General features: G+C 71.9%; 12 protein-coding genes and 1 pseudogene. 10 read left to right on the top strand and 3 right to left on the bottom strand.

Features of this window, described 5'->3' with window-relative positions:
- Positions 1–19 precede the first annotated feature (19 nt).
- From AB0M88_RS16580 to AB0M88_RS16550, 7 genes and pseudogenes are all read left to right on the top strand, one after another.
- A complete protein-coding gene (locus tag AB0M88_RS16580) occupies positions 20–841 on the top strand; it encodes an ABC transporter ATP-binding protein (protein WP_364101977.1) in 822 nt (273 codons plus the stop codon).
- Positions 838–1,656 (top strand): ABC transporter permease, encoded by an 819-nt coding sequence (locus tag AB0M88_RS16575; protein ID WP_364101974.1) that lies wholly within the window; start codon positions 838–840, stop codon positions 1,654–1,656. Before AB0M88_RS16580 ends, AB0M88_RS16575 begins: the two co-directional genes overlap by 4 nt.
- 1 nt (position 1,657) lies before the next feature.
- Positions 1,658–3,100, top strand: coding sequence for a UbiD family decarboxylase (locus AB0M88_RS16570; RefSeq protein ID WP_364101971.1), 1,443 nt, complete (start codon positions 1,658–1,660; stop codon positions 3,098–3,100).
- A 20-nt stretch (positions 3,101–3,120) separates the two neighbouring features.
- A complete protein-coding gene (locus AB0M88_RS16565) occupies positions 3,121–3,720 on the top strand; it encodes a TMEM175 family protein (protein WP_364101968.1) in 600 nt (199 codons plus the stop codon).
- A 55-nt stretch (positions 3,721–3,775) separates the two neighbouring features.
- Positions 3,776–5,236 carry a hypothetical protein gene (locus AB0M88_RS16560; protein WP_364101965.1) on the top strand — a complete coding sequence of 487 codons (1,461 nt, stop codon included), beginning with the start codon at positions 3,776–3,778 and terminating at the stop codon, positions 5,234–5,236.
- Between the two features lie 21 nt (positions 5,237–5,257).
- A complete protein-coding gene (locus AB0M88_RS16555) occupies positions 5,258–5,614 on the top strand; it encodes a PadR family transcriptional regulator (protein ID WP_364101962.1) in 357 nt (118 codons plus the stop codon).
- Between the two features lie 59 nt (positions 5,615–5,673).
- A pseudogene (locus AB0M88_RS16550) lies at positions 5,674–6,260 on the top strand (transposase).
- Here the strand turns inward: AB0M88_RS16550 and AB0M88_RS16545 are convergent.
- Together AB0M88_RS16545 and AB0M88_RS16540 are read right to left on the bottom strand one after the other, a co-directional pair.
- Complete coding sequence (locus AB0M88_RS16545; RefSeq protein ID WP_364101959.1) at positions 6,244–8,010, bottom strand: hypothetical protein; 1,767 nt, start codon at positions 8,008–8,010, stop codon at positions 6,244–6,246. The pseudogene AB0M88_RS16550 and the gene AB0M88_RS16545 sit on opposite strands and share 17 nt — an antisense overlap.
- Before the next feature lie 83 nt (positions 8,011–8,093).
- Positions 8,094–8,888, bottom strand: coding sequence for a class I SAM-dependent methyltransferase (locus tag AB0M88_RS16540; protein WP_364101956.1), 795 nt, complete (start codon positions 8,886–8,888; stop codon positions 8,094–8,096).
- A 47-nt stretch (positions 8,889–8,935) separates the two neighbouring features.
- On the opposite strand from AB0M88_RS16540, the gene AB0M88_RS16535 reads away from it, so the two are divergent.
- Both AB0M88_RS16535 and AB0M88_RS16530 read left to right on the top strand, forming a co-directional pair.
- Entirely contained in the window at positions 8,936–9,499 is a 564-nt protein-coding gene (locus tag AB0M88_RS16535) for a helix-turn-helix domain-containing protein (protein ID WP_364101954.1), read from the top strand.
- A gap of 133 nt (positions 9,500–9,632) precedes the next feature.
- Positions 9,633–10,019 (top strand): cell division protein SepF, encoded by a 387-nt coding sequence (locus AB0M88_RS16530; protein ID WP_364101951.1) that lies wholly within the window; start codon positions 9,633–9,635, stop codon positions 10,017–10,019.
- Between the two features lie 4 nt (positions 10,020–10,023).
- Here the strand turns inward: AB0M88_RS16530 and AB0M88_RS16525 are convergent, their stop codons facing one another.
- Positions 10,024–15,279 carry a diguanylate cyclase gene (locus tag AB0M88_RS16525; RefSeq protein ID WP_364101948.1) on the bottom strand — a complete coding sequence of 1,752 codons (5,256 nt, stop codon included), beginning with the start codon at positions 15,277–15,279 and terminating at the stop codon, positions 10,024–10,026.
- Positions 15,280–15,690: 411 nt separating this feature from the next.
- Between AB0M88_RS16525 and AB0M88_RS16520 the strand changes: the two genes are divergently transcribed.
- A complete protein-coding gene (locus AB0M88_RS16520) occupies positions 15,691–15,885 on the top strand; it encodes a hypothetical protein (RefSeq protein ID WP_364101946.1) in 195 nt (64 codons plus the stop codon).
- Positions 15,886–16,033: the final 148 nt, after the last annotated feature.

The raw sequence follows: 16,033 nt of genomic DNA, 5'->3' as shown, positions 1-16,033 counted from the left end.
TCAGCGCGTGAGGAGAGCCATGCGAACCCTGTTCCGTCCGCAGCCTCCGCCGCCCGCCGGCACCACGTCGGAGGCGCTGGAGGTGTCGCACGTCGCGCTCGGGCACCCGTCGTCGCGGACCGGCGAGATCCTGCTGGCCGTGCACGACCTCGACTTCACCGTGGCCCGGGGCGAATTCGTGGTGATCGTCGGGCCGAGCGGCTGCGGCAAGACGACCCTGCTCGAAGCCCTGGCCGGCCTGGTTCCGGTGCACGACGGCACGATCCGGCTGGCCGGGCGCGAACTGCGCGGGCCGGGCACCGACCGGTCGCTGGTCTTCCAGAACGCCTCCCTCTATCCGTGGCGTGACGTGGTGGCCAATGTGGAGTTCGGTCTGCAGGCCCAGCGGCGCCTCGACGCGGCCGGGAAGGCCCGGGCCCGCGAGATGATCCGGCTGGTCGGCCTGGAGAAGGCCGAACGCAAGTTCCCGCACGAGCTGTCGGGCGGCATGAAGCAGCGGGTCAACCTGGCCCGCGCGCTGGTCACCGACCCGAGCGTGCTGCTGCTCGACGAACCGTTCGGCGCGCTCGACGCCCAGACGCGCGAGGTCATGCAGAACGAGCTCGTACGGGTGTGGCAGGCGGAGGGTGCGGCCGTCCGGCGTACGGCCGTCTTCGTCACCCACGACGTGGGTGAGGCCGTCTTCCTGGCCGACCGGATCCTGGTCTTCTCCCCCTCGCCGGCGACCATCCGGGCCGACATCCGGGTCGACGCGCCCCGGCCCCGGGCCCCGGAGTGGAAGCGCTCGCCCGAATTCACCGCGATCGGTGACCGCGTCCTCGCCGGGCTGGCGGCGTCATGACCGCCGCCGTCGCGTCCGTGGTCCCGGTGCCGAGCGCCCGCGCGTTCCTGCGGCGGCGCCGGTCGCTTCTGCTCGGCGCGGCCGGCATCCTGGCGCTGATCGCGGCCTGGCAGGTCTGCGGCGTCACCGGGATCGTCAACCGGAGCATCAGCAGCACGCCGTGGGACATCGCCAAGGCCGAGGGGCACGTCTTCGGCACCGGCGAGATCTGGACGCCGCTGCGGCTGACCGGCATCGAGTTCGGGCTCGGGCTGGGCATCGCGATCGTCGCCGGCATCCCGATCGGCATCCTGCTCGGCCGGCTGCGCTGGCTCGACGAGATGGCCCAGCCGATCATCAACGTGCTCAATGCGGTGCCGTACGTGATGTTCCTGCCGATCATCATCTTCTGGTTCGGCATCGGGAACACCTCGCGGGTGCTGCTGGTGGTCTGGGCGGGCATCCTCCCGCTGGTCATCAACACGATCGCCGGCGTACGCCACCTCGACCGCGACTTCGTGCGGGTCGCGACCGCGTTCTGCGCCGGGCGCGTCTTCTTCATGCGGGCGGTCGCGCTGCCGGCGGCGCTGCCGTTCATCCTCACCGGGGTGCGGCTGGCCCTGGCCCGGGCGCTGGTCGGCGCGATCGTCGCCGAACTGTTCCTGGCCAGCGGCGGCCTCGGCTACTTCGTGCAGACCGCGACCGCCAACTTCGACATGACCCAGGCGATGGCCGGCATCGTGATCATGGCGGTGGTCGCCCTGATCCTGACCCGGGCCGTCGGCTATCTGGAACGCCGCCTGACCCACTGGTCGGGCAGCCGAGCGGGAGGCTGAATTGTCTCGGTACGACCTGCGAACCTGGCTTTCCCAGGCCTCCGGCGCCGGGCTGCTGCTGCGGCTCGACGGGGCCGACCGCGACCTCGAGATCGGGGCGGCCAGCCAGCTCAACTATCGCCGCGACACCCCGGCGGCGCTGCTGTTCGACGACATCAAGGGCTACCCGCCGGGCTACCGCGTGCTGACCGGAAGCATGGCCGGGCCGGCGTCGCTCGGGCTCACGCTCGGACTCGGCTCCGGCTTGGACGACGCGGCGCTGCTCAGCCGGCTGCGCGGGCTGCCGGCGCAGTGGCTCGCCGCGGTGCCCGACTTCGCGCCGGTCACCGCCACCGACGCGCCGGTGCTGGCCAACGTGATGCGCGGCGGCATCGACCTGGAACGGTTCCCGTCCCCGCTGTGGCACGAGGAGGACGGCGGCCGCTACATCGGGACCGGCTGCGCGGTCATCACCCGCGACCCCTCGACCGGATCCCTCAACGTGGGCGCCTACCGGATGCAGGTGCAGGACGACGGGGCGAGCGCGACCATCAACATCGAGCAGGGCAAGCACGGTGCCCAGCACGTACGGGAATGGTTTGCCCGCGAAAAGCGGGCGCCGGTGGCAGTGAGCCTGGGCCACCATCCGGTCTTCCTGATCGTGGCCGGCACCGAGGTGCCGCGCGGAGTGTCCGAACTGGACTATGCCGGGGCGATTCTCGGGGAGCCGGTCGGCGTGGTCGTCGGCGAGGAGACCGGGCTGCCGTTCCCGGCCGAGAGCGAGATCGTCATCGAGGGCTGGCTGGAGCCGGGCGATACCCGGCCCGAGGGTCCGTTCGGCGAATGGACCGGCTACTACTCGGGCGGGGTGACGCAGGTGCTCAATCTGCGCCCGACGCGGCTGTATTTCCGCGACGACCCGATCCTGCTCGGGGCGCCGCCGGGAAAGCCCCCGCACGACTACTCCTACATGCGATCGGTGATGAAATCGGCGATGATCACCGACGCGCTGGCGGCGACCGGGCTGCCCGGGCTGCGCGGAGTCTGGGCACACGAGGCGGGCGGCGGGCGCTCCCTGATCATCGTGTCGCTGGACCAGCAGTACGCGGGACATTCGCGGCAGGCAGGCTATCTGGCGGCCCAGCACCCGAGCGCGGCCTACATGAACCGCATCGTCATCACGGTCGACGCCGACATCAACCCGCGGCGGCTGGACGAGGTGATGTGGGCCGCGTCGACCCGCTGCGACCCGGGCACCGACATCGAGATCATGCGGCAGACCTGGGGCAGCCGGGTCGATCCGCTCTACACGGGCGGGCCCCGCTACAACAGCCGGGTGCTGATCGACGCGTGCACGCCCTACGACAGGCTCGACTCCTTCCCGCCGGTGGCCACGGCCTCCGCCGCGTCCCTGTCGGCGGTCGCTCAGCGATGGCCGCAGCTGGGCGGTGTCACAAACGGCTGAGCCACCCGGTCATGCTGTTCATGCGGACGAGTCGGCTCGAAGCGTTCAGCGATGGCGTGCTGGCCATCATCATCACGATCATGGTCCTGGAGTTGAAGCCACCTTCCGGCCACCAGCTGTCGGACCTGGTGCACACCAGCGGCGTCGGGCTGCTCACCTACCTGCTGAGCTTCGTCTACGTCGGCATCTACTGGAACAACCACCACCACATGTTCCATCTGGTGCGCACGATCCGGGGCAGCGTGCTCTGGGCCAACCTGGGCCTGCTGTTCTTCCTGTCGCTGTTCCCGTTCACCACGGTCTGGGTCGAGGAGTCACACTTCGCCCGGACCCCGGTCGTGGTGTACGGGCTCAACCTGCTCGCGGCCGGCGTGGCCTACGTCATCCTCCAGACCGTCATCATCCGGCAGCAGGGCCCGGACTCCCCGCTCCACGAGGCGGTCGGCAACGACCTGAAGGGCAAAATCTCCACGGCCGGAAACGTGCTCGGCGTCCTGAGCGCCCTTTTGATCCCCCACATCGGGGCGACCGTCGCCATGGTCTGCTACGCCTGCGTCGCGGTCTTCTGGGTCGTTCCCGACCGCCGCGTCGACCGCGTGGTCCAGCAGCACGAGGTCTAGCGCGGCGGCCCGCTCGTGTTGACGCCATATAAAGATCATCTCTATATTGGCCGTCATGTCCGATGCCCTCGGTCGCGCCTATCGGCGGCTCCTTCGCTTCTATCCGCGTGGCCCGCGGCGCGACGAGCTGCTCGACACCCTGCTCGAGGCGGCTTCGCCCGGCCGGCGCCGGCCCACCGTAAGGGAGAGCGTCAATCTGATCCGCCACGGCCTGCGTGCCCGCATGGGTTATCCGCGCGGCCGGGCGGTCGTCGTCCTGGTGTTTCTGGCCGGGCTGGTCGGTGCCTATTTCGGCGGCGCGGCCGGGAGTCGCCTGGGCTGGGAGTTCGCGTCGCCGGTGCCGAGCGCCGCCACCGCCGCCGAGGTCACCGGCACGGTCTTCCCGGGGCTGAAGGTGTGGGGCGGCGGCGATCCGGCCGTCATCGTTCCACAGAGCGACGGCGAGGGCGTCGAATACGGCCATGCGACTTACTGGCTGCGCCACACCGGCGCGACCCGCGACCTGACCGGCTATGCGGCCGGCGCCCGGGAGCGGTTGGCCGCCGCCGGCTGGCAGATCCACGACTATCGCTATCAGGCCCCGGAAGACATGGTCGACGGCGGTCAGGACAGCAGCGTGACGTTCTGGGCCGACCGGCCGGGACTGGTGCTCGGCTTCGAGGGTGACCTCTATTCGGGCATGCCCGACTACGACAACGACGGCGGCTCCACCCTGACCCTGCGCCGCTCGGAGCCGGCGTGGCTCGGCCTCTTCAGCTGGCCGGCCGCCCTGCTCGGATTCGCCCTGGCGTGGCTGGTGGCGGCGTGGGCGAGCCGCCGGTTCAGCACCTTCGGCATCCCGGGGCCACTGCCGGGGATCGTCACGGGGTTCATGCTGTTCCTGTTCCTGCCGACGATGCTGCTGTTCCCGGTTCCCGATACGCCCGGCGAGGCCCCGTGGTGGGCCGGGCTGGAGAACGGGTACGGCTGGCTTCCGCTGCCCCTGATCCTGGGTGGTCTGCTGGTCGCCGGCGCGGCCGGCCCGGACATCGGCCGCGGCCTGCGGTTCCTGGGCCGCCACCCCCGGGTCGCGACCGCCGGGGTCGCCCTGATCGCGGTCGGCGTGGTGGCCGCGACAGTGCTGCCGCACGCGTTCGACAAGCCGCTGGCGGCGCCGCCGTGCCATCCGGCGCCCGGCCCACCGCCGGAACGGCCCGGCGGCGAGGTGCGCGACAGCAGGTCCGTACACGTTTACGTCGATCCCGCGTCCACCCCGCACCAACGCGCCCTGATCACGGCCGCCATGCGGCGCAGCTGGGCCGGCGGCGACGGCGACCTGGTCTGGGATCCCGGATCGGCCGCCTTCCGCGACGACTACTGCCGGGGCGCGACGGTCCCGGCCGCGTCGGTCGCGACCCTGCCCTACTTCTTCACGTTCGAACTCGATGTGCCGGCCGACTATCCCGCCCTGCTGCAGGAAGTCCAGGGCATGCCCGGCGTGGTGGCCGTCCACCGGGTGCCCCAGCAGGCCGGCTGAGATCATCTCTACCTTTGAGGAATGGCCGCTCCGATGCGCGAACCCACCTTCTGGATCCTGACCGCTCTCACCGCCGCCCCGCTGCACGGCTACGGCATCATCCAGCAGGCCGGCCAGCTGTCCGACGGCCGCGTCCGCCTGCAGGCCGGCACCCTCTACGCGGCCCTCGACCGTCTCGTCGCCGAAGGACTGGTCGAGCCCGATCGCGAGGAGACCGTCGACGGCCGCAACCGCCGCTATTACCGGCTCACCGACGACGGCGCCGGCGCCCTCGACGCCGAGGCCGCCCGGCTGCGGGCCAGCGCCGACGCCGCCACGGCTCAGCTCCGCACCCGCCGCACCTTCGGCCTCGGCACCGCCCAGCTCCTGCCGAACTAGGGCGCGTTTCCTAAACGATGTGGGGTCGCCGGGTTGAGATCGCGGCGTGGCGGTGATCGATAGCTGACGAGGTCGGCGGTACCTGGTACGCCCGGCTGGAGCCGCTGCTGCCTGCTGCGCCGGGGCGGGGTCGTCCGCCGAAATGGACAAGACGGCAGCTCATCGACGGGATCCGCGGGCGGATCCGGATCGGCTCACCCTGGCGTGACATCCCGGCCGAATACACGCCCTGGCCACCATCTACGGCGTGTTTCGCCGCCGGCAGCGTGATAGCACCTGCGACAAGAACCTGGCCGCGACGCAAAGCCGACGCTGCCGGCCGGACCACCTGCGACGTCAGCATCGATTCCACGACCAGCCGCGCTCACCAGCACGCCGCCGGGGCCCGCCGCGACGGACATCTGCAGAAAGAATCGCCCGGCCGGGATCCACGACGAACCCGCCGACCACGCGCTCGGCCGATCGCCGGGCGGGTTGACCACCACATCTCAAAAGCCAACCGGGCGCACCTGCGCTCACGCGGGATCAGAACTACAAACAACGCCACGCCCTCGAGTGCGGCATCAACCGACTCAAACGCAACCGCGGCGTCGCGACCACGTTCGACAAACTCGCCGCCCAATGGCAAGTCAGTTGCCGAGGGTGAAAAGCACGTCGGGGCCGATGTCCTGACGGGTGACCCCGGGCACGGCCTGCGCGTTGACGGTCGCCTCGTACGGCGTGCCGGCCACCCGGTCGCGCACCACCACGACGCTGCGGATGCCCCACTGGCGCAGCAGGTCGAGGCTCGGCTGGCTCGGGAACGACTGCATCACGTCCCGGATCGCCTGGTGGTTGGGCGTCGTAAAGCTGGCGACCCCGTTGACCATCGTGGGGAACCCGTCGGTCGACCACAGCATGACGTTGCTGTCGACGCCGTCGTCGGACGGCAGCACCATCATCGGCGCCGGGGCGGCCTTCATGGCGGCCGGCTCGACCGGGGTGGCCACGTGGGCCATGTCGGGCATGCCCTCGGCCAGCACCAGGATCAGCAGCGGGACGGTCATCGCCCGGGCGGCGGCGGCCGACCACTGCGGCAGCGTGGCCTCGCGGGCGGTCCGCGCGAGCTCGGTGACGAAACCGGCCGCGAGGACGGCCAGCAGGATCGTCGGCCACAGGATCAGCCGGCCGGGGGTGCGGCTGCCGTCGAATCCGGGCACGTAGAGGTAGAGCAGCCGGTAGGTGGGGCCGTTGGTGCCGAGCGCGAACAGCACCCCGACGATCGTCCCGCCGAGCAGCAGGAGCCGTTGGCGCAGCGTCCACGCCGAGACGAACAGGCCGATGAACGCGAGCAGGTAGAGCGCGTACCCGCAGAGCAGGGCCTTCTCGTTGGGCGCGTTGCCGAGCGCGGCGCGGGCGTCCTCGTGCCGGTCGCCCCACAACAGCGAGAACGCGGGCGACACGAGCAGGCCGCGGGGCTTCGGGGAGAACGCGGCGACGTAGTCCCACGACCGGACCACGTTCGGATAAAGGTTGCGGATCTGCTGGTAGGCGTACGCGAAGTAGAGGGTGACCGCCGCGAAGACGGCGCCGCCGGCGAGGTCTCCGATGATCAGCCGGCGGCCGAGGGCCGGGCGTCCGCGGATCAGCCAGCCGACGAGCCCGCAGAGGAAGGCGACGGCGAGCAGGTAGACGAAGCCGAGCCCGACCGCGAATCCCAGGCTCACCTGCCAGGCCGCGACCAGCCAGCCGGCCACCGCCCAGCCGGGCCGAACCCGGTCGCGCTGGAAACCCTTCGTCAGCGACCATCCGTGGCCGCGGGCGAGCATCGCGAAGGCCAGCGTGATGCCGCCGGTGGAGAGGATGTTGAGGTGGGCGACGTGGCCGTACCGCCAGGGCGCGTAGGCGAGGGCGGCTCCGGCCAGCGCGCCCGCGACGGGGTTGGCGCCGAGCTGGCGCAGCAGGGCGTAGCCGCCGAGGAAGGCCAGCGCGAACGCCAACACGAAGATGATGTTGTAGCGCAGGACCGCGGCCACCACTCCGTTGCCGATCAGCCCGGCCGGGACGTAGCCGAAGAGGCTGTCGTTGAGGGCCAGGGCGTAGCGGTCGGGGTAGAAGGCGTTGGTCGCCCAGAGCCCCTGGAAGCCGTGCAGCAGCGAGTGCCCGTCCCAGCCGATCAGCCACGCCTGCGCGGTCGAGTCGCCGCCGTCGCCGATGATGGTGTGGGCCGGGTCGGCGATGGTCGCGGGCTTGACGCCGCCGCTGAGGAGATCACTCGCGTACGGCGGGATCAGCCAGACCATCGCGATCGCGAGAAGGACCGAGCCGGCGGTCGCGAAAGTCCACTCGTAGGACCGTTTCTGCGGGGCGGGACGCGTGACTGCGGAGGGCGCCTTCTCGGCGACTACATCGGACAACGCGTACCCCCGTGCGGAGACCCCCGGCGAACGCGAGTGACGCTAACATGACGCTGCGCTATTTCATAGATTGTTCTCGATGCTCAGCGCTTGCGCCCGACCCAGGCCGTTCGTTTGGCACGGACGATAGTCGCCGTGGCGGAGCCGAGGGCAGCCAGGTCGCCGGGCGAAAGCCGGTCGGCCAACATGTGCTGGGACCGCTCGAACGTCACCTGGGCATAGCGAAGCGCCTGGGGTGACAGCGGGGCGGGCACCTCGATGTCGAAGCGGCGCTCCGCCTCGAGTTCGAAGCCGGCCTCCTTCAGCTGGGCGCCCCAGTCGACGCCCATGTGCAGGCCGCCCTCCTCCCGCATCCGCGCCTGGGCGGCGTGCAGGCGGTCCTCCAGGGCGACGCCGGCCGGGTCGGTGAGGAACCGCGGGAACGAGTCGATCTCGGTGATGAGGAAGCGGCCGCCGGGACGCAGCGCGTCGCGCACCTGGGCGAGCGCCCGGGCCGGGCCGGCCAGGTGGTGCATGGCCTTGGCCGCCCACACCAGGTCGGCCGGGCCGAGGTCGGGCCAGGCGCCGTCGAGGTCGGCCCGGATCGTATGGACGCGGTCGCCGACGCCGGCCTCGGCGGCGTGCCGGCGCAGATGAGCCAGCAGTTCCTCATCCATGTCGACGGCGGTCACCTCGGCGTCCGGCAGGTGTTTCGCCAGGGCCAGGGTGCCGGTGCCGGTGCCCGCGCCGAGGTCGACGATGCGGGCCCGCTCGGGGACGAGCGTGCCGGCCCAGGCGATGACCTCGCCGTGGTGGTCGCTCAGGACATCGGCGTCGAGATCGAGCATCTCGGCCATGTGGGCGTCGGAGTGATGATGTGCTGAGTGGTCGTGTGCCATGCCACGACGCTAGCGCCTGCTTGCGTCAGCGACATAGCATCTTGCGTATGACGCAAGACGGAGATCTCGACGCGTTGGTCCGGCAGCGCATCCGGGGCCTGCGGGTGGCGCGCGGCTGGTCGCTGGACGAGCTCGCCGCCCAGAGCTACCTCAGCCCGTCGACCCTGAGCCGCATCGAGACCGGCCACCGGCGGATCGCCCTCGACCAGCTGGCCCCGATCGCCCGCGCGCTCGGCATCACCCTCGACCAGTTGGTCGAGTCGGGCCGCGACGAGGACGTGGTGATCCGCCCGCACCGCCACGAGGCCCGCGGCTACACCACGTGGATGCTGTCCCGCGAGGATTCCCCGGCCGGCCTGACCGTGGCCAAGATGCGGATCACCCGCCGCGTCCCGGCCGACCTGCGCGTGCATCCCGGCCGCGACTGGTTCATCGTGCTGTCCGGCACGGTCGAGCTGCGCCTGGCCGAGCGCACGATCCTGGTGCGGGCGGGCGAGGCGGCCGAGTTCTCGACGATGGTGCCGCACTCCTTCGGCGCGGCGGGCGAACCGGCCGAGGTGCTCTGCATCCTCGACCACGACGGCGAGCGCACCCACCTCGGGCCGAGCTGACGCGACGACCTCCGGCACACACGGCGTACGGAAAGATGCCGGGACCGATGGTCCCGGCCTTCGCCGCGCGGCGTGTTGGCGGACCGGCCTCGGGCTGTCGGCGTAGCGTGCTCGGGCGGAGGGGGAGGTTGTCATGGCCCTGGGCATGAGCGCCGCCGATGGCTGGCCCCGCCGCGGCCGTTCCTCCCGGGAGAGCGGCTACTCCTCCCGAGAAAGCGAGCGCGAGCGCGGCTATCCGTCGCGAGATGAGGACGCCGAGCCGGCGAAGACCACGATCGCCATCGTGCGGCCCCGCGAGCACGAAGAGGTCTACGCCATCGGCTACGAGATCGGCGACTACTTCCGCCGCGACATCCCGGTGATCATCAACCTGGAGGACCTCACGGTCGAGAACGCGACGCGGGTGGTCGACTTCGTCTCCGGCACGATCTTCGGCCGGCGCGGCGACATCGAGCGCCTCTCCAACCGCGTCTTCCTCGTCGTTCCGCCCGGCTCGACCGTGCTCAAACCCGCGTCCTGATCGGCTACGGGGCGACGCAGACCCGGTCCCGGCCGGTCTGCTTGGCCTGGTAGAGCGCCGCATCGGCCCGCGCCATCAGCTGCCGCAGATCGCGGTCGCCGTCACCCGGCCCGGCCAGGCCGACGCTGATCGTGACCGGCAACAGGCCGGCCTCGGTCGCCACCGCGTTGCCGGAGACCGCCCGGTGCAGCCGCCCGGCCAGCTCGGCCGCGGGCAACGACGCCTGCGCGGTGACGACCGCGAACTCCTCGCCGCCGTACCGGCCGAGGACGTCACCTTCGCCGACGGTTTCCCGCAGGCGCCGGGCCACCGTACGGATCACCTCGTCACCCACCGGGTGACCGTAGGTGTCGTTGATCCTCTTGAAATGGTCGATGTCGACCATGATCGCCGCGACCTGGCGCCGCGCGGCGTTGAGCTGCCGCTCGGCCTCGCCGAAGAAGTGGTTGCGGTTGAACAGGCCGGTGAGCCCGTCCAGGGTCGCCATCCGGCGGACCTGGCTGAACAGGCGCGCGTTCTCGTACGCGGTCATGCCCTGCCCGGCGATGGCCGCCGCGATCTGGATCTGCGCCTCGGTCATGGCACCCTCGCCGGTCGCGCCCACCGCCAGGTAGCCGAACGGCTCACCACCCTGCGTGACCTGCAGCGCCCACCAGCACCGCAGGGTGCCGAGCACGCCGCCCACCGCCGGCCGGTCGCCCGGGAACACGGTGCGCGCCCGTGGCCCGGTCACGTCGAGCAGGTCGGCCGGCACCGCCGCGAGCGGCGTGCCGACCGGCGCCGCGGCACCGTGTGCGGCCGCCACGACCAGCCCGCTGTGGCCGACCCGGGTCAGCAGGACGGCCGTGTCGCCGCCGAGCGTACGGCAGAGGCTGGCCAGCAGCCGCCGCATCACCTCGTCCGGGTCGAGCGACGAGCTCTGGTCGGCCATCGCCGCGCGCAGGGTCTCGGCCACGTCGCGCTGGCGCCGCGCGGTCTGCATCGCGACCTCGAGCTGGGCCGCGCGGGCGGTCTCCAGCGACACCGCGATGTGGTTGGTGATCGCCTTCAGGATGTCGACGTCGTCGCGGGTGAAGACGCCCTTGGCGATGCGGCTGTCGAGGTAGACCACGCCGCGCAGCTGCCCGTTGAACCGCAAGGGCGCGATCATGACGCTGCGCAGCCCGTGCACCTGCACGCTGTGCGAGCCGAGCGCCACGCCCTCGTCGCTGCCGGTCATCACCACCGGCTCGCCCGAGTGCACCACCCGGTCGACGAGCGTGGTGCTGTAGCCGGTGAGCTCGTGGATGTCCTTGCCCTGGGCGTCCCGGCCGACGTACTGGGTCAGCTCCTGCCGGTCGCGGTCGATGAGGAAGAGGTACGCCCGTTCCGCGCCCAGGATGCGCAGGGTCTCGTCGAGCGCCGTCCGGACGAGCGCACTCGGGTCGAGCACGGTCGCCGAGGCCAGGCTGACCTGCTGCAGCGCCTCGAGTCGCCGCTGGTAGCGGCCCGGATCGCTGTCCGGCGTCCCGGGGGCCGCCGAGACGCTGCTCAGGGCGATGGCCTCGGGCCGGGTCGACGCGTGCCCGCTCACCCGGAACTCATCCGAGATCCAGCGGGCCCGCTGCGGCCACTGCTGCTCGATGGCGATCATCTGGGCGAGCTTCGCCTGCTGCGCGGCCGGGGCCGGCTGGTCGAGGGCGGCCAGCGCGCGGGCGCGCACTCTCGCCGCCTCGTACGCGATCAGGGGCGCGTCCAGCGGCACCAGCTCGACCTCGACCCCGGACAGCGTGCGCATCGCCTCGGCGGGGCGGCCGTCCAGCACCTCCAGGTCGGCCCGGGTGACCAGGTGGAAGGCCCGCAGCGGCTTCGTGACGGCCATCTTGGACAACCCGTCGACCGCGGCCTCGGCGGCGGCCCGGTCGGCGCCGGACCGGCAGCGGGCGAGCCGGGCCAGCGCCTCGTAGACGTAGTAGATGCGCTGCTCGGGAACCATCGCCTTCGGCTTCAGCCCCAGCTCGGCGAACTCGGCCGCCAACTGCTCGAACGGCTCGCCGAGCTCGCCCCGCTCGATCAGGGCGACCATCCGCGCGCCGTACAGGTTGATCAGCTGCATCGGGTTGTCCGGGTTGGCCCGCAGGAACCGCCGCATCGTGTCGATCCGGGCCTCCGCCTCCTCGGCCCGGCCCCGCCGCGCGGCCATGACCGCCGCCACCGCGCCGATCGCGGCCCCCTCGGCCTCGACACCCGGGCCCAGCCGGGCGCGGCCGCGGCGGTACCAGGCCTCGGCCTCGGCCGTGCAGCCGCGCTTGAAGAACTGCATGCACACCGTGGACACGCCGGTGAGATAGTCACCCAGCTCCATCCACCGCTCGTGCTCGATCAGCGCCCGGCTCCAGACCTGGACCTCGTCGTCGTGGCCGCTGAGGTGGCTGCCCGCGCCCCGCTTCCACTCGACGTAGGCGACCAGTTCCGGATCGCCCAGGTCGGCGGCGACCGCGGCCGCCCGGTCGTACAGCCGGGTCGCCATCTTGCGCCGGCCGGCCACGTCGGCGATCACGCCGAGACCGGCCATGTGCTGGGCGTACTCCCGGCCCGGACCGAGCCGGTTGATCGGGAACAGGGCCCGCAGGCTCATGATCGCCCGCATGCCCCGGCGCATCCGCATCGACAGCGCGAACGTCGCGATGTCGCACAGCACCGCCTCCAGCCGGTAACGCTCGCGGGTGCGCCCGTGCGCGTTGCCGAAGCCCAGCTTGGTGCGCCCGATGACCAGCCCGAGCAGCACCGACCCGATCGTCGTCAGGGCGAGGAGGAACGACCCCTGCGGCATCGGCGCGCCCAGCTCGGCGAGCCCGGTGCAGACCGCGTCGAACGCCTGGTCCGGATTCCACGAGCTGTTGTGCACCATCGCCGACTGGGCGAGGATCTCGGCCCGGCGCAACGGATCCTGCTCGCCCCGCAACGCCCGGCGCAGGTGCTGCTGGGCCTCGGCGAACCGGCCGGAACGGGCGCAGCTGGTGCCCAGGGCGAGGAAGAACTCGGGCGGCGGGGTGCCGCCGGCGGACTCGGCCGAACGCGCGGCCACCTCGAGGAAACCGTGGGCCTCGACCGGCGCGTGCTCGGCCAGCGCCAGCCTGCCGGCGGCGAACCCGCTGGCATAGACCCGGTCGGGACGGCGCGCGGTCTCGCCGAGCGCGTAGTGCCGGGCGATCGCATAGACGTAGCGCGAGTCGCGGGGCGCCGCCGCGTCGAGGGTCTCGGCGATGCGCTGATGCAGGCCGCGCAGGGCGCCCTCGTCGAGCCCGACCAGCAGCGCCTCGCGGATCCGGTCGTGCAGGAACCGGTAGCCGTCGATGCCGACGGCGGTCACCAGCCGCCGCGACTCGGCCTCGGCGAGCAGCGCCCGGGCCCGCCGCGGGTCGATGTCGCAGACCGCGGCGGTCAGCTCGGTCGGAAACCACCGGCCGCCCGCGGCCCCGGCCGCCAGCAGACGCCGGCTCTCCTCGCCGAGGCCGTCGATCCGCTGCAGCACCAGGTCGACGGCGTCACCCGATAGTTCCAGCCGGTCGAGGCCCGCCATGTCGAGCTGCCAGCCGTCCCACGACGGCGTGACCAGGCCCGCGTCGAGGACGGCCCGCGAGTATTCCCCGATCGTGAACGGGTTGCCCCCGGCCCGCGTCGCCAGCTCCCGGATGTCCGCGACCGGCAGCCGGATCGCGCCCAGATGCTCGGTGACCAGCTGCTCCATCGCGTCCTGGGCGAGCGCGCCGAGCGGCACCCGGGTGTCGAGAGTGGCGTCCATGTCGACGCCGAACCGGTCGAGCGCGGCCACGTTGCCGGCGTCGTCGCGGCACGTCGCGATCACCAGCAGCGGCGTGACCGGCAGCCGGCTGGTGATCCGCTGCAGCACGCGCCGGGTCGGCTCGTCGAGCCACTGCACGTCGTCGATGTGCAGGACGGCACCCTGGAACTCCTCGGCCAGGCCGAGCAGGAACGCCGCGACCGCGTTGACGAACTGCTCGTGCCGGTTGAGCTCGTCGATCTCGGGCGCCGGCACCAGATCGGCGAACAGCGGCGACAGGGTCCGCAGGAGAGGGCCGCCGCGCCCGGCGGCGCGGCGCAACTGCTCGACCGCCCGGTCACGGTCGGCGGCGGGCAACTCCTTGACCGTACGCAGGTAGCGCTCCACCGCCCCGCGCAGAGGCGCGAGTGGCACCGGATCGTCGGGCACGCACTTGCCGTACAGGGTGAGATCGCCGTCCGAGGCGACCGCGTTCGTCAGTTCACGCACCAGCCGGGTCTTGCCGGCACCGGCCGGGCCCTCGACGATGACCGCTCCCCCGCCGCCGTCGCGAGCCCGGAGCCAGCGATGCGCCAGCGCGACCACCTCCTGGTCGCGGCCGACCAGCCGCTGGGAGCCGACCGGTGGGCCCTCGCGCTGACCCGCCTCGACCGGAAAGGCCACGTCGGGCCGGGCGGCCAGCCGGCGCAGGTCGGCGAGCAGTGCCTCCCCGCTCTGGTAGCGGTCGTCCGGGTCCTTGGCCAGCAGCGTCGAGATGATCGCGGCCATCGTGGCGGTGAGCTCGGGGGCGAGCACCCGGGGGTCGGGGATCGGCGCGGTCGCGTGCAGGCGGATCAGCTCGCCGGCGTCCTTCGACAGGTACGGAAGCTGCCCGGTGGCGCATTCGTAGAGCAGCACGCCGAGCGCGTATAGATCGGAGCGGCCGTCGATCGGCCGCTTGAGCATGCCGGTCTGCTCGGGAGCGCTGTAGAGCAGCGTGCCGGCGACCCGGTCCTCGTGGGCGCCGCCCCGGGCCGCCAGCCCGAAATCGATCAGCCGGCCGACACCCTCCGGCTCGACGATCACGTTGTCCGGTTTGACGTCGCGGTGCACCAGCCCGGCCCGGTGCGCGGCGGCGAGCGGCTCGACCAGGTCGATCGCGAGCCGCACCAGGATCTGCTCGTCGAGCGGCCCCTGCCGGAGAATCCGCGACAGCGGAAAGCCGTCGATGTATTCCAGGATCAGGTAGGGCCCGGTGTTGGTGCGGCCGACCTCGAAGATCCGCGGAAGCAGCGGGTGACCGACCGAGCCGATCAGCGCGGCCTCCCGGCGTACCGACACCAGCGCCTGCGGATTCGCCGAGGCCAGCACCTTCAGCGTGTATTCCGCGCCGCGACGGCGAACCCGGTAGACGACCGTGTCGGCCCCGCGCCCGAGCTCCGAGATCACCTCGAGCTCGGCCAGTGACCCCGGTGTCGTCCCGAAGATCGCGGTCAACGTGTCCTTCCATTCACACGGGCTAATCGGAAGCTACGCCGCGATCCCCTCCGATGCCAACGGCCGATCTCCGGCCGAGTTGCTGGATGGGAGCCCACTGGACCCTCTACGTCCCTGTTCTCGCCGTCGCCGCACTGGTCCTGACCTGTAGCGGCGACCGGCTGGCGCCCCTGATCGCCCTGGTCGCGCTGTTCCTCACCGGAGCCGTCCTGGCCGCAGTGCACCACGCCGGGGTCGTCGCGCACAAGGTCGGCGAACCGTTCGGCCCGCTGGTTCTGCCGGTTGCGGTCACCGTCATCGACGTCGCCCTCATCGTCACGCTGATGATCGGCGGCGGCGAGAAGACCCAGTCCTGGCCCGCGACACCGTCTTCGCCGCCGCCTCGCTCCCCTCTACGCGCTGTTCGTCACCGTGCAGACCCGGCGGCACCGCGACTACTCCCTGCCGATCACCACCGCCGGCCGGGTCGTCGACACCAAGGAACACGTCCGGCCACCATCCGGCCGGGCCACCCTGACCAGCCTCGGCCTGACGATTCCCGCACTGGGCGTCGCCATGATCTGGCTGCCCGCCCGCTGCTGCTCGGTCTGGGCGGCACCCATATGATCCTGGCCGTCAGTCGCTGCCGCAGACTCGGGCAGGCCTGCGGAGGTCACGATGCCGGCTCGACGGTCCACCGAAGAAAGCGCTCGAACAGCACGCTAGGCGGCCCTTCCGGCATGTCCTGCGCGGCGATCTCCAGCCGCGTCCACAT

It is taken from the genome of Actinoplanes sp. NPDC051411 (assembly GCF_040682075.1).
GTDB lineage: Bacteria > Actinomycetota > Actinomycetes > Mycobacteriales > Micromonosporaceae > Actinoplanes.
The sequence above is the reverse complement of the archived record's forward strand: the minus strand, read 5'-3'. Positions and strand labels throughout refer to the sequence as shown.